Genomic DNA, 14,925 nt, shown 5'->3' on the forward strand with positions numbered 1-14,925 from the left:
GGTTTTCCTCTAACGGTGGTGCTTATCAAATGATTACAAAGTTGTAACTTCTAGGTCTTAGTATAGCTCAAAAGTTACAAGATTGCAACCTTTTTGAAGAACTTCGTACCATTCTGTTATAAATCTATTCACCTTTGTCCTCTTATATGTAATTATTATATAAACATCCGCTAAACCTGCCGCAAAGCCCGGGAAATTTTAGGGGATTTTCGGCTGTGGTTTTTTTCAAACAATTCCGGTTTTTCCCTTCCAAAAGCGAAAAGAAAGCGCCGGAAACGAACGAAAATGCACCAATATTTCCCCCTTTTTCACTAGGAGTGGACACCGCCGTCTTCCAGACGCAAAAAGACGGCGGGCCAATGGCCCGCCGTCTGAAAGAATCAGCGGAAGAATTGCATGGGATCGACCTTGCGGCCGTTCAGCCGCACCTCGAAGTGGAGGTGGGGACCGCTTGTGCGGCCCGTACTGCCGATGAGACCAAGCTGCTGGCCCTTGGTGACCTTCTGCCCGGTGACAACGTACAGAGAACTGCAATGGGCGTAAATGGTCTCGTAGCCGTTGCTGTGACGGATGCGGATCATGTTGCCGTAGCCGCCGTTCCAGCCCTTGGCCGCTTCCACGACCACGCCGCCGTCCGCCGCGATGAAGGGCTTATTGCGCACGCTGACAGGGCCGTTGCAGATATCCAGCGCACCGTGGCCGCCGCGGAAACCGCGGGAGGTGTTGCGGCAAACCGGGACGGGCCAGACAAAGCGGCCAGTAGCGACGCCGTCGCCCACCACCACGGTATTGCCGGCGCTGGCGACCTTCTTCTTGGTGCCCACCACCACGACCTGGGTGACCGGCTCCTTGGTGACGGTTTCGGAAATCACGCGGCGGGACTGCTCCACGCCGTCCACCAGGACGATCTCGGCCACCACGTCTTTGCTGCCGTTGACGCCCTTGGTTTTCACCTTTTCATAGGTGGTGTACTGCTTGCTGTCCTGCTCCTTCTGCACATCGAAGGCAATGTCCTCGCTGTACTTCAGGGTGCGGACAACCTGCACCCGCAGGTAGGGCTGCGGCCGCTGCACCAGAACCTCGTCCCCGATATGCACCATATCGGTGTTCTGATAAGCCGCGTTCATGGCGCGCAGCTCGGAAAGGGTCATATCGTTTTTCCGGGCCACCGCGCCCAGGGTTTCGCCGGCCTGGACGGTGTAGTGCTTGGCCACCACGGTTTCCCGGGTCAGATAAGCTTTCATATCGGCGGCAGAGACGATGGAGGAGATGGGATACAGCCCGTCCACCACCTGCACCTTCTGGATAAATTCGGCCCGCTCGTCGGCGCTGCCGTTGCGGTAGGAGCTGAGGATGTCGTTCAGCACGGCGTCCAGTTCGGCCCGGGATTCGACAGAACCTTCAAATTTATCATCGATATACAGGCCGCTGACCTGGGCGATGGAATCGCTCGAGGAGCGGAGGATCTCGTCACACAGGGAGGTTTCGTCCAGCTTATCCTTCTGGTTGACCACCGCGATGGTCAGCTTGGGCGTCCGCTCCACCTTAAAGGAGTTATCCGTATTGTTGACGCGCTCCACCGCCATGGTGGCCGCCTTGTCGTACACCGATTCATCGGTAATATACCCCAGCTGCTGGCCGTCGTATTCGAGAACCAGGCCGAAAGTCAAGCCGCTCCAATACCGGACGGTGAACAGCAGCACGAACGCCGCCGCCACGGGCAGGGCCAAGTTGACCAGGCTGACGGCCGCCTTGCGGTGCCGCTTAACCGCCAGAACAGGCAGGAGCAGGGCCTGGGGAATGGACAGCAGAGGGTGGCGCCGGTAAGCGGCGCGCACCCGGCGGCCGGCCTCCGGGAAGCCCTGGGCGATGCGCTTGCACTCGCCGGCCAGAGCGCGCAGATGGCGGAGGAGCAGTCTGTCCGCCACCCGATAGAAAAACCGCCCGACCGGAGCGAGGAGACGGGCCAGGCGTTTACCGGCCCGGCGGGCCAGCCGCGCCGTGCGGACGCCCGTGAAATAGCTGACAGTATATACGGCATGAAGCGCCGTGAAAATTCCGGAAAGACACAGTTTCGAGACTTTGACCAATTGGCGGGCGATGGGCTTTTGATCCTCTTCGTTCCCGTTGCTTGACAAACGACTCACATCCTTTCACTGCCTGCCGGACGGGGGCTGCCCTATCCGGCCTATAAGCAAGACAGAAGTTACAGGTTTGTAACTTCTTTGTCTTATTATACTCATTTTTTTCCGGAAGGCAATGCCTGGATGCAAACTTCATTAGATATAAACGAATATCGCACGCTGTTTCGTGCAGAATGCCAACGATTTACCGGTTGTTTTCATAAGCTAGACGGGCGGGCGTCCAAGATTGCAGGACGGCGACCATGGCGGCGGCGGCGCGGCGGGCACCCGGGAGATCGTGCTCTAGGTAATTGCCGCACTCCACGGCGGAAGCGCCGGGAATCTCCTCTTCAAAGGCGGCGGTGAAGGCCAGCGCGTCCCGCATAAGGGCGATGGCGTCGGCCTCGCCAATGCCGCGGGTGAGAAAATAGAAGCCGGTGCGGCAGCCCATGGGACCGAAATAAATCACCCCGTCCTTATGAGAACTGTTGCGCACATAGGTGGCAACCAGGTGTTCGATGGTATGGAGGACGGGAGGATCCAGATACGGTGGGGTATTGGGTTTGATGAAGCGGACGTCGTAGGTGACGACGTCGCCGTCGGTGCGGGAGGTATACATACCCGGCGTCAGGCGGGTGTGATCCACTTGAAAGCTGGCGATTTTCTCCATGGGGACGACCTCTTTCCTTTAATATGTATATATAGAGCGATTCCTTATAGAAATGGTTTTTTTCTTCCTCATCCGACAAAAGGGGAAACTTGTCCCCCCGTAGGGTTCGGGGATAGGGGTGGTTGAGCGCCGCCCCGCCGGCGGGCGATGCTCGCCCCTGCAGGGAAGCCGCTGGCTTCGGCGGGACGTACCGGCGCGTCGCTCGATCGAGGCTCTTACGGCGTGAGACTTTCCCACTTTTCCATGGTGGAGCTTGACGTTCCTATATACGGGCCCTATACTGTTGTACGCAAAGGGGGGATGACTTATCGAACGCAGAAAACCGGGGCCTCATCCGGAGAAGCCATTGGACACGGCCATTAACCTCAGAATCGATCGGGAAACGATGGAACAGCTTCAATTCTGCATGGACAGGCTGGACATAACCCGTTCCGCCGTTTTGAGGAAAGGCGTTCGCGACTTATACGACAGGCTGAAAAGTCCTTGAGGGAGGCGGCGTGACTACTATACCATACGCCGTCGGTTCTTTCAAGCAGGCCGGCGACATCCGAAAACGAGCACAGGCTTTTCGCCTGTGCTCGTTTAGGCTGTCGAAAAAGGGAATCCGCCATTCGTGAAACGAAAAAAGCGGAGGCGGGTTACCGATTGGTGTTTGCGAGGACATGTGCCTCGCAAACACACCTTATAGGCGAAAAATAACGGAAACACGTGTGTTTCCGTTATTTTTCAAGAGCAGGGGTGGCACTGGCGGGGATAGAGGGAGCTAGGCGAGTATAACGAGCCGCCGCGATCCGGCATCCCCGTCCAGCAGCGTGTCGACTTTGTCGACACGCTGAACGAGCACAGGCTTTTCGCCTGTGCTCGTTTTGTCAGCCATCGTACCGACCGGGTAGATCGCTGGAAAAGCCCCGATCCTGGGTGATTTCGATCATCGGCTGTCCGGTGGGCAGAGCGGCGCGGAAGGCGGTGATCATATCCTCCGCCTCCGCCGCGGCCAGCTCGTACAAATCGAAGAAGCTGTCCGTACTGGCCAGCGCGGGATCGTCCGGATTGTGCCACGGGCGATGGGCCTCGTTGGCATAGTCCCAGTCGGAGGTATCCGCCGGGCGCAGCAGGGCGGAGGCGAAATGGGCCCGGCCGCTCACCGCCTCGACCGGGCGCAGGATCCACCGGCGCCGCAGGCCCGAACGGTCGGTCATCAGGCGCAGCACCCGGCGCATATCCGCCGGCGCCTGGCCGATATGGGCGGGGTCCGCGTCCGCCGTGCCGAACCAGGCGGCGAACAGCGGGGCGTACAGCCGGCCAATGGCCAGGTTGACCGCCTCCCGCTCCGGGGGCAGCACGGCGGTCAGCTTGAAATCCTGCACCAGGCGGCCGGTTTCCCGCCGCAGGATAATGGTGTCCAGGGCGCTTTCGATCCGGAAATGATACGTATGGGCGCTCTTGGCGTAGGCCGGCTGTTCCTCAGCGAGCACCTCCTGCCAGCAGCGGACATAGGGGTGGGCCGTCCTGTCCAGGGCATAATGGCAGAAAAAGCCCTCCACATAGCTTTGCATCAAAGAGCGCTCCGGTTCCTCCGTCCGGTTGAGGACGGCACGGAAACCTTCGAAAATGCGGGCGGGGCTCAGCTTATGCATCCGCACGCCCTCGCGCACGTAGCTCTTCCCCGGCTCCCACGGCAGGATGCGGTGGAAGAAAAACAAATCGGGGCCCTGGGCGCCGATGAGGCCCGCGTCCCGGTCGGCAACCGGGGCCCCTGCCTGGCGCAGGCGGGAAAAGACCCGCTGCGCGAATTGATAATGGGTAATCAGAGCCGGCACGACCAGCCCTCCTTCGTGGTGACAAAATACGGCCGGAAACCTTGAAAAAGCCGGGTTTTGCGGCATACAAGGCCGCAAAATGCGGGCCACGTCCATGGCCCGCAAGGGAGTTTCCGGGTCGGCGCCATCCGTTGCGGCGCTGAACCCAGTATAGCACACTTTCCGGCAAAAGGGAGCAACAAACGTGAATTTCCAGCGGATTCCTGAAAGGAATACGCAGGATTCCTGAAAGGAATGCGCGGGATTTCTGAAAGGAATGCGCGGGATTTCTGGAAGGAATGCTCATGTGCGGTAAAGTAACACACAAGAATTTGATAGACAGCAGTCCTTTACTATTCCGTACACTGCTTAAAAAGTAGAAAAAGGTAGGTTCGTGTGGTATAATGAGATTGATAAAGTAACGGAAATGCATTGTTTTATATGTGATTTGTTATATTACCCATTTTGGTTTGAATGGAATATTGCACCTCTTATTTTTGGATAAGGTTGAACACCGGAAGGGATAAAGTAGCATGAAGAAAAAAGCAAGATACATATTAACAACATGTCTCCTGCTTATGATTATCGGGGGAGTATTCTTTATACCATGGGCTTTGAAGCCCGAAAATCTTCGGGAAACTAAAAACAAAATAAATTCCATTTTATATAACTTAGAATTTGGAGATAGATCCTATAATGCGAAATCATTGGCAGTTGTAAATCTTTCAGATGGTGATATATTCATTTCTAAAAAAGCTAACGAACAGCGGCTCCCTGCCAGTTTAGCAAAATTATTTGTTATTGAATATGCGTCAACAATAGCAAACTTAGACGATATAGTTTCAGTAAGCACAGAGGCACTTGCTATGACGAAAGCTGGTTCTTCCGTTGCGAATATACAAGAAAAAGATTACTTTCTTCATAACTTGTTTGCTGCTATGTTAGTTCCATCTGGGAACGACGCTGCTTATGTAGTTGCCGATTATTGTGGAGGAATTTTATCGTCACAGGCAAACAGTAGTGAAGAGCGTGTGAGAATATTTATGGAAAAACTTAACGGATATTTACAAGAAAATGGGTACAAAAATACAGTCCTTTATGACCCAAGTGGATTTGATATGAGTGCGCTCACAACTGTTTTAGACATTAAAGCAGTCGTTGATAGATTATTAGAAAAAGACTGGTTTAGAGATATTATTTCACAACATTCTTATACGGCAACACTACCGGATACAAGCACGCAGACATGGAAAAATACAAATACTTTTCTTGACCCCGAATCCGATTACTATAATAAGAACGTCATAGGAGTAAAGACAGGTTCTCTATCTGACGATTATAATTTAGTAGTGCTTTATCAACAACACGGGAAAGAATTTTTAATATGTAGTTTGGGTTCTCAATCAAATTCATCACGATATGATGATGTAACTTATATTATCAAAACAATAGATGAATCAAACTCTTTAGCTCACTAAAAAATATTGGTTCAAAGATATTAGGAATACCAGAATACTATCATTTATTCACATATACATTGAGCAGGAAATCTAAAAACATAGGTTTCCTGCTCTTTTTTACCAAAATCGAGGAACTCTATGGAATTTTTCAACTCTGCCATCGACGTATTACAGGGGGCAAATACGCAGGATTCCTAAAGAGACAGCCCGCGGGCGCGCAGCAGAGACGCCATGTCCTCCGGCAGGGGGCTTTCGAAGCAGAGGGGTTCCCCGGTGAGGGGATGCTCCACCCGCAGCAGGGCGCAGTGCAGGCCGTGGCGGGGCAGCAGGGTCTCATCCGTTCCGTAGACGGTATCGCCGGCCAAGGGGTGGCCGATATGGGCCATATGCACCCGGATCTGATGGGTGCGACCGGTCTCCAGCCAGAGGCGCACCAGGGTGACGGCCCCATCGGTATCCAGGGCCTGCCAGTGGGTGACGCTGGCCTTGCCCCCCTCCCCCACCTCCCGGGTGATGCAGCTGCCCTCCCGCACCCGGATGGGGGCGTCGACAGTGCCGGAGCCGTGCAGCTCTCCCAGGACAACGGCCAGGTATTCCTTGTAGGCCTTGCCGGTCAGGGCATAGGCCACATGGGGATTCTTGGCGGCCAGAAGCAGGCCGCTGGTATTGCGATCCAGGCGGTTGGTCGGGCGGAAGGACAAGGGGGTGCCCTGCCGGGCGTAGTGGGCCACCACGGCGTTGGCCAGGGTGGGCTCCGGCTTGCCGGCGGAGGGATGGACGGCGAGATAGGGCGGTTTATCCACCACCAGGAGGGCGTCGTCCTCAAACACCACAGACAGGGGAATATCCGCCCCCTCGATGCGCACGGTATCCTCCGGCAGGCGGAGGGTCACGGTCTGGCCGGCGCGGACCCGGTCGATGGTGCGGCGGGGAACGCCGTCCACCGCCATGCCGCCCTCCACCTGCTTGAGGCGCACCACCATCCGCCAGGACAGGCCGCAGTCCCGGCGGAGAAAATTCTGCAGAGTATCCCCGTCAAAGGCCGGGGGCACGGTATAGGTCAGGCACTGCATGAGGCGGCCTCCTTTCGAACAATGGGCCTGGACGTGAAAGGCGGGGGATCGGCGTGCGCCGCCGATCCCCCGCGGTTTATTCGTCGCCGTCGTCCTCGCCGCCATCTTCGGCGGCGGCCTCCTCCGCAGAGGGGGCTTCCTCGTCGTCGTCCTCCAGCTCATCCAGGGTGATCTTGCCCCGGCTGAGGAGATACAGCTTTTCGCTGTACTCATCGATGGTGTTCAGAGAGACATAAATCATGTATTTGAACACTTCCATGTCGATGAGGCTGTCCCGGTAGCTCTGCACCATCCGGAAAGTCAGGCGGCCCTTTTCAATCCCCAGATCGAAGTTGCCGTTGATGAGAATGTCGTTGATTTTGCAGACGCCCAGGGCGATCTCCTGGATGCGTTCCGGCTTGACCTTGAAGGGCAGGAAGGAGAGCAGGCGAATGAGATCCCGTTCACCGTCGATGGAAATGGTCAGCTCCATCGGCAGGCCGTCGCCGTGCACCTCGAAGTGTACGTCGAGATCCTCATCGTTCTGCTGATAGTGGTAGCCGATATCGTCGAGAGATGCGCACAGCATGCTGTAGGCTTGGCGGGCGTTTTGCAGGTCTTTTTCATCCATGGGGATTCCTCCTTATAGACAATATTATTTGGGGGCGTCCAGGACGGCGGTGAAGCCGATGGACGTGCCTTTGGCGTGGAGCAGCTGCTGGAATTCCTTATCCGCCACGGCACTGCGCAGATCCTCGGGCAGCAGGCGGATGGGTTCGCCACGATTGAGTTGATGCCGGACGGAGGCCTTGGCCCACACCCGCTCGTACAGGTTGCGTGCCAGGCGGGCGTTGCTGAAGTTTTTCGCCTTATACTGAGCGTCGCTGACCGAGCCGAAGAAGCTCGCGGCGGCCTCGCGGAAGGGCTCATCGAAATCAAAGGCCTTGCCCGCCATATTTAAGAAAATGCGGGTAAGCTGCTCCCTCGAATAGTTGGGGAAATGGATTTCGTAGGGCATCCGGCCGGCCAGGCCGGGGTTTGCCTTCATGAGAACCTCCATCTCGTCCGGATAGCCGGACATGATGACCACCATTTTGTCCCGGTTATTCTCCATTTCAGCGATGAGGGTATCGATGGCCTCCTTGCCGTAGTCCCGGCTGTTGTCGTCGCCGGCGTAGAGGGAATAGGATTCGTCGATGAAAAGGACGGATCCGTAGGCGCTGCGGCAGATTTCGCTGGTTTTGGGGGCGGTTTCGCCCACGTAGCGGCCGCAGAGGCTGCGGCCGGAGACCTCATAGAAGTTGCCAATTTCGAGGATCCCCTTCTCCTTGAGGATCCGACCGACGATCCGGGCAACGGTGGTTTTGCCGGTGCCAGGGCTGCCCACGAAGCGCATGTGCAGGCAGGGCCGTTCCGGGAAGCGGCCGCTTTCGGCCAACTCCTTCTGGGTCTGCACCTGGGCCACCATTTCGAGAATGCGATCCCGGATATGCTCCATGCCCACCATTTCGTCGAGCTGGGCGACACCCGATTCCGCGGCCGGCTCCCGGGTGAAGCCGTCGAGATCGGCGGCAGCGATGCGGGTATCGTCCGACTGGGCGGCGGCGTTGGCCAGAAGCTTGCGGTAAATCATCTCGTTGGCCAGCTTATCGATGGAATCCAGGCCATAGAAGCGGGTGCCGCTTTTTTCCTCGGCCAGGCGCTGCTCAAACAGGGGCCACGCGTCGTCGGCCAGGGTGAAATGGCAGTCGGCCAGCAGGCGGCGCAGGCACTCCCCGTATTCCTCATTCGAGAAGGGGATGAAGGGCACCGAACGGGTGAACACCACGTCGGACAGGCCGACGCGCACCGTCTCCAGCACGTCGGGCTGGATGTAGGGCACCCGGAAGACGAACACGTTGTCCTCCCGGGCGTCGGCCATCACGCGGAGCATCCGCTGAAATTTGGGATCCCGCACCTTGGGGATCCAGTGGCTGATATCCACGCACAGAACGCCCTTGAAGTGGTTGCGGCTGCGCAGGAAATCGGCCAGCTTCTGCAGGGGCTCCGCCTCGTCGCCGGCAGGAGGCTCGAGCGACCATTCCATCACCCGTTTTTTGGCGGGGAAGGCGAAGAGGCCCAGCTCGGCGGTCAGGTCGGCCAGCCGCTCGAGCGCGGTGGTCAGGCCGCAGCCGTCGTTGACGGCGAAGAGATAATGCTGGAACTGGAAGGCGCGGCGGGCGCCGGTGCGCTGGATCTGCGGCGCGATGGCGTGCAGCTCGGCCGCCAGCTCCTTCAAGGCGGCGGCACCCACCAGGCCCTGGATGGCATCCAGGGCGGAGGAAGCGGCGGGGGCGGCCTTTTTCGACCGGCGGGCGGGGAGGTTTTCCCCGTCCATGGCCTTTTCGGCGCGTTCCTCCTTTTCCACGGGGATATCGCTGGCCGCGGCGCGTTTGCCCTTTTTCTCCGTTTTCCGGGCAGCCTCCTGCTTTTCGGCGCCGAGCAGGCGGTCGGCCTCCTCGGGCGAGAGGGGCTGCAGCGAGCAGGTGCAGGCCTTTTCGGCCTCGTCATCGGCCCAGTGCTGCCGCAGGATGCGGTGAATCTCCTGCTCCAGATTATGGGGATCGTCCCCCGGCAGGGAAACCACCAGGCGGCAGCCGGTATAATTCTTTTTAAGCACGGTGACGGACTTTTCGTCACCGAAGCCGGTGAGCAGGTCGCTCACCAGCACCTCCACGGGCAGAACGTTCTTCTTGCTTTCCTGCAAGACCCATTTGCCGTCGAAGGTGCATTCTATCAAGCAGCTTGCCATAACGATTCGGTTCCTTTCTGAGGGAAAGCGGCGGCCGGCGGGCGCCGGCTCACATGGGGTGGCTTATGAATGGAAAAGGGGGCTGTTGCGTTGGGAGTTCTTTCTCCTTTCGCAACAACCCCGTTCCCTTGGCGGCAGGCCCGTTTCGCGGGCGAGCAGTGCTCGCCCCTACAACCTCCGCCCGATGGGGCGATACAGGCGGGGCGCGTCCGATCGGGCGGGATCGACGGGGGGCTGCTGCAAAAGGAGCGTATCCTCCTCATGCAGCAGCCCCATCGGCATGGCGTTTATGCAATCGGGACGACCCAGCCGAAGGGATCCGGGACGCGGCCGTTCTGAATACCGGTGAGGGTATCGTAGAGCCTCTGCGCCACCGCGCCGATCTGGCCGTGGTTGATATGGATCTTTTCGTCGTCCACCTTCAGTTCGCCGATGGGCGAAATGACCGCCGCGGTGCCGGTGCCAAAGGCCTCCTCCAGCGCGCCGGTAGCGGCGGCTTCACAGACCTCGGCGAGGGCGAGGCGCCGTTCGGTGACGGTATAGCCCCAGGAACGCAGCAGCTCGATGCAGGACATCCGGGTGATGCCGCCCAGGATGCTGCCCTCAAGGGCCGGGGTGATAATTTCGCCGTTTATTTTGAAGAAGACGTTCATGGTGCCGACTTCTTCGATGTATTTCCGCTCCACGCCGTCCAGCCAGAGAACCTGGGTATAGCCCTGTTCCTCGGCCACGGCCTGGGCCTTGAGGGAGGCGGCGTAGTTGCCGGCGGTTTTGGTAAAGCCCATGCCGCCCTTGACGGCGCGGACATACTGGCGCTCCACATAAATTTTCACAGGGTTGATCCCTTCGGGATAGTAGGCGCCCACGGGAGAGAGGATGATGATAAACAGCAGATGATGGGCCGGGTGCACGCCCACGTGGGGATCCACCGCGATGATGAAGGGGCGGATGTACAGGGCGGTGCCCTCGCCGGAGGGGATCCAATCCTGGTCGATTTCCACCAGCTTTTTTACCGCTTCCACGGCGAAAGGCTCGTCGATGGGCGGGATGCACAGCCGGTCGTTGGACAGGTTCAGCCGGGCCATGTTCTTATCGGGGCGGAACAGGACCACCTGGCCGTCGGGGGTGCGGTAGGCCTTCATGCCCTCGAAAACCTCCTGGCCGTAATGCAGGCACATGGCGGCCGGATCCAGGGACAGGGGGCCATAGGGGACGATGCGCGGGTTATGCCAGCCCTCGCCCTCGTCGTAATTCATCAGAAACATGTGATCGGTGAAAATGTTGCCGAAGCCCAGCTTGGAGGAGTCGGCCGGCTTCGCCTTAAGCGTTGCGGCGCGTTCTATCGTGATTTCCTGCATAACACATACACTTCCTACCAGTATTCCTTTAAGATAGGGTCTTGCTTTATTATAGTACCCGCCCGCGCAAATTGCAAGATCAAGATACGGTCTCGGGGACACCCTTAATATGGGCGCGGCGCCAGGAGCCGGTGCACAGGTAGACGACGCCCACGACCAGGCCCACCAGAGAGGCGGAGGGGGCCGCGAGGCCGACGCCGTTTAGGCCGAAGTGCAGCACCTGGCCGAACAGGACGGCGGCGGGGATGCGCACCAGCAGGGAGCTGACACAGCCGTTGAGCAGGGAAAACAGGGTCTGCCCCGCGCCCATGGCCAGGCCGTTGATGCAGAACAGGATGCTGGTGATGAGATAGTCCCAGCTGATGACCCGCAGGTATTCGGCGCTGGCGGAGACGATGGCGGGATCGGTGTCCCCGCTCATGAACAGGCTGGCGATGCCCGCCGGGAACAGATTGACCACGGCGAACATCAGGGCCGAGAAGACGAAGGACATGCCCATGGCCACGAACATGGTTTTCTTGGCCCGTTCGGGCTTGCCGGCGCCGATGTTCTGGCCGGCCATGGAGGAAACCGAGGCCTGCATAGCCAGGGAGGGCAGGATAGCCACGCTGTTGACCTTGCCGGCGATGCTCAGGGCGGCGGATCCGGTCAGGCCGGCCACCCCGTTGGCAACCGTCATCAGCACCATGAAGGACAGGCTGACCAGGGTGCCCTGGAGAGAGGCGGGAATCCCCAGCTTGACCAGCTGGACGGCCAGGGCCTTATCCATCTTGAAGCTGCGGGGATGAAAATCGAACACAAAGTCCCGGCGGCGCAGAAAGACGATGGACATCACCAGACTCAGGGCCTGGGCGGCGATGGTGGCCCAGGCGGCGCCGGCCGCGCCCATGTGGAACACGCCGACAAACACCAGATCCAGCACGATGTTGACCACGGCGGCCACGCCGACGAAGATGAGGGGATGGCGGGAGTCGCCCATGCCGCGCAGCACGGCGCTGACGGCGTTATAGCCCACGATGAACAGGGTGCCGCCCATGCAGATGTTCAGATAGGCCAGGGCCTCGCCGTAGCAGTCGGCCGGGGTCTGCATCAGGCGGAGCACCCAGGGGTTAATCAGCAGCATAATAACGGTGATGGCCGCGCCCGCGATGGCGTACAGGGTGAACATGGTGCCGACGGTGCGTTCCACCTCCTTCTGCCGTCTGGCGCCGATGAACTGGGCGATCATGATGGTGCCGCCCACGGCCAGGCCGCTGATAAGGTTGATGATGAGAATGGTCACCTGGCCGCCGATGCCCACGGCCGAAGCGCCCACCGCGCCGCCGAACTGCCCCACGATGACCATATCGGCCATATTGTACAGGGCCTGCAGCAAGTTGGACAGCAGAAAGGGAACGGAAAACTTCAGCAGCTGTCCGAACACGCTTCCCTGCGTCAGGTCGGTTTGAAACTGGCTCAATGCTTGCACTTCCTCATTTTACATATAAAATATAGGATAAAAGAGCGGCGGGTCTTTGTCAAGCGAGATGCGGAAAGTTTGTTCGACGGGCGAGAAATTTCAGCAATTTTCTACGGTACGGCCCTTTCGCGCGGTGCGGAATTGTGGAACATTTCGATTCCGCATTTTCCGGTACGGGGCTTCTTGAATTTTTTCCACAGTATGGTACAATATAGAAACATCGCGCTGCAATATTTTACAAGAAGGAGGAGTTCCCATGGAAAAGAAGAAGTTCTATCTGACCACCGCCATCGCCTACACCTCGCGCAAACCGCATATCGGCAACACCTATGATGTGGTTCTCGCCGACATGATCGCCCGGTATAAGCGCATGATGGGGTTCGATGTGTTTTTCCTGACCGGTTCCGACGAGCACGGGCAGAAAATCGAGGACTGCGCACGGGAACAGGGGATTTCTCCGAAAGCCTACGTTGACGGCGTTTCCGAGCAAATCCGCGCCGTTTGGGACTGCCTGAACACCACCTACGACAAATTCATCCGCACCACCGACGGGTATCATGAGAAGGCGGTGCAGAAGATTTTCAAAAAGCTGTACGACCAGGGGGATATTTACAAGGGCGAATACGAGGGGAAATACTGCGTGCCCTGCGAATCCTTCTTCACGGCCAGCCAGCTGAAGGACGGCAAGTGCCCCGACTGCGGGCGGGACGTGACCGACGCCAAGGAGGAAGCGTATTTCCTGCGGCTGAGCAAGTACCAGGACCGGCTGCTGCAGTATTATGAAGAGAACCCGGATTTCATCAAGCCGGATTCCCGCCGCAACGAGATGATCAACAATTTCCTGAAGCCCGGGCTGTCGGATTTGTGCGTGTCCCGCACCTCGTTTACCTGGGGCATTCCGGTGGAGTTCGATCCGAAGCACGTGGTGTACGTGTGGCTGGACGCGCTGACCAACTACATCACCGGGTGCGGGTACGACCCGGACGGGAGCGATGAGCACTATCAGAAGTACTGGCCGGCGGACTTGCATGTCATCGGCAAGGATATCGTGCGGTTTCACACCATCTACTGGCCCATCATCCTGATGGCCCTGGGCGAGCCGCTTCCCAAGCAGGTGCTGGGGCATCCGTGGCTGCTGTCCGGCGAGGATAAGATGAGCAAGTCGAGGGGCAACGTGCTGTACGCCGACGATTTGGCGGCCCGGTTCGGAGTGGACGCGGTGCGGTATTACCTGCTCAGCGAAATCCCCTTCGCCCAGGACGGCACCATCACCCACGAGAGTTTTATTACCAAGTACAACGCGGATTTGGCCAACACGCTGGGCAACCTGGTCAACCGCAGCATCGCCATGGCGAACAAGTATTTCGGCGGTGAGGTGCGCCGGCCGGCCGGCTGGGACGAGGAGCCCGACGCGGATCTGCGGCGTTTGGCCGGGGAAACGGCGGACAGCTATGTCCGGCTGATGGACGTTTACCACAACGCGGAGGCGCTGGACGCGGTGATGGGTCTGGCCAAGCGGTGCAACAAATACATCGACGAGACCGCGCCCTGGGTGCTGGCCAAGGACGAGGCGGATAAGCCCCGGCTGGAGGCGGTGCTGTACAATCTTATCGAGTGCATCCGGCTGCTGGGGATCCTGCTGACCCCCTTCATCCCGGGGACGGCGGAGGAAGTTCTCCGGCAGATTCAGGCGCCGGCGGAATTGACCGGCATGGAGACGGCGGTATTCGGCAAAGCGGAAGGGTTCCGGGTGGGGACGCCCGCCCCGCTGTTCGCCCGCATCGACATGGAAAAGGAGCTGGCCGCCATCCGGGAGGCGGCGGCCGCGGCCGCACCGGCCAAGGCGGAGGAGCCGGCGCAGGGGCTGGCCTTCCTCGAACAAATTGGGATCGAGACCTTCGCCCAGGTGGATCTGCGGGCGGCGAAAATCGTCGACTGCGAGCCGGTGAAAAAAGCCAAGAAGCTGCTGAAGCTCACCCTGAACGACGGCACGGACACGCCCCGGACGGTTTGCTCCGGCATCGCCAAGTGGTACGCGCCGGAGGATTTGAAGGGCCGCTCGGTAATCCTGGTGGCCAACCTCAAGCCCGCGGTGCTCTGCGGGGTGGAGAGCCAGGGGATGATCCTGGCCGCCGACGACGGCGAGAACGTCAAGGTGCTGTTTGTGGACGGGGTCGCCCCGGGCAGCAAGATACGATAAGCGCAAAAGGGCG

At 58.8% G+C, this 14,925-nt stretch carries 10 protein-coding genes; 2 read left to right on the forward strand and 8 right to left on the reverse strand.

Annotation, left to right across the window (positions count from 1 at the left end):
- Window positions 1-380: 380 nt before the first annotated feature.
- From ACSAMM_RS10285 to ACSAMM_RS10295, 3 genes are all read right to left on the reverse strand, one after another.
- Window positions 381-2,138 carry a peptidoglycan DD-metalloendopeptidase family protein gene (locus ACSAMM_RS10285; RefSeq protein ID WP_178722980.1) on the reverse strand — a complete coding sequence of 586 codons (1,758 nt, stop codon included), beginning with the start codon at window positions 2,136-2,138 and terminating at the stop codon, window positions 381-383.
- Between the two features lie 190 nt (window positions 2,139-2,328).
- Window positions 2,329-2,793, reverse strand: a complete 465-nt coding sequence (locus ACSAMM_RS10290; RefSeq protein WP_457791275.1) for an S-ribosylhomocysteine lyase — start codon at window positions 2,791-2,793, stop codon at window positions 2,329-2,331.
- A gap of 869 nt (window positions 2,794-3,662) precedes the next feature.
- On the reverse strand, window positions 3,663-4,613 hold the full coding sequence (locus ACSAMM_RS10295) for a zinc dependent phospholipase C family protein (RefSeq protein WP_178722985.1): 951 nt from the start codon (window positions 4,611-4,613) through the stop codon (window positions 3,663-3,665).
- A 512-nt stretch (window positions 4,614-5,125) separates the two neighbouring features.
- Here ACSAMM_RS10295 and ACSAMM_RS10300 point away from each other — a divergent pair.
- A complete protein-coding gene (locus tag ACSAMM_RS10300) occupies window positions 5,126-6,070 on the forward strand; it encodes a D-alanyl-D-alanine carboxypeptidase family protein (protein WP_457791276.1) in 945 nt (314 codons plus the stop codon).
- Window positions 6,071-6,246: 176 nt separating this feature from the next.
- Here the strand turns inward: ACSAMM_RS10300 and ACSAMM_RS10305 are convergent, their stop codons facing one another.
- From ACSAMM_RS10305 to ACSAMM_RS10325, 5 genes are all read right to left on the reverse strand, one after another.
- Window positions 6,247-7,125, reverse strand: a complete 879-nt coding sequence (locus ACSAMM_RS10305) for an RluA family pseudouridine synthase (protein ID WP_457791277.1) — start codon at window positions 7,123-7,125, stop codon at window positions 6,247-6,249.
- 76 nt (window positions 7,126-7,201) lie between these two features.
- Window positions 7,202-7,735, reverse strand: coding sequence for a YbjN domain-containing protein (locus ACSAMM_RS10310; protein ID WP_178722990.1), 534 nt, complete (start codon window positions 7,733-7,735; stop codon window positions 7,202-7,204).
- 24 nt (window positions 7,736-7,759) lie between these two features.
- Window positions 7,760-9,895 carry an AAA family ATPase gene (locus tag ACSAMM_RS10315; protein ID WP_457791278.1) on the reverse strand — a complete coding sequence of 712 codons (2,136 nt, stop codon included), beginning with the start codon at window positions 9,893-9,895 and terminating at the stop codon, window positions 7,760-7,762.
- A 287-nt stretch (window positions 9,896-10,182) separates the two neighbouring features.
- Entirely contained in the window at window positions 10,183-11,253 is a 1,071-nt protein-coding gene (locus ACSAMM_RS10320; protein ID WP_178722994.1) for a branched-chain amino acid aminotransferase, read from the reverse strand.
- 79 nt (window positions 11,254-11,332) lie between these two features.
- On the reverse strand, window positions 11,333-12,712 hold the full coding sequence (locus ACSAMM_RS10325; protein ID WP_457791279.1) for an MATE family efflux transporter: 1,380 nt from the start codon (window positions 12,710-12,712) through the stop codon (window positions 11,333-11,335).
- Window positions 12,713-12,968: 256 nt separating this feature from the next.
- Here ACSAMM_RS10325 and metG point away from each other — a divergent pair, with 256 nt between their 5' ends.
- Window positions 12,969-14,912, forward strand: a complete 1,944-nt coding sequence (gene metG / locus ACSAMM_RS10330; RefSeq protein WP_457791280.1) for a methionine--tRNA ligase — start codon at window positions 12,969-12,971, stop codon at window positions 14,910-14,912.
- Window positions 14,913-14,925: the final 13 nt, after the last annotated feature.

The organism is Anaeromassilibacillus sp. SJQ-5, assembly GCF_054108045.1.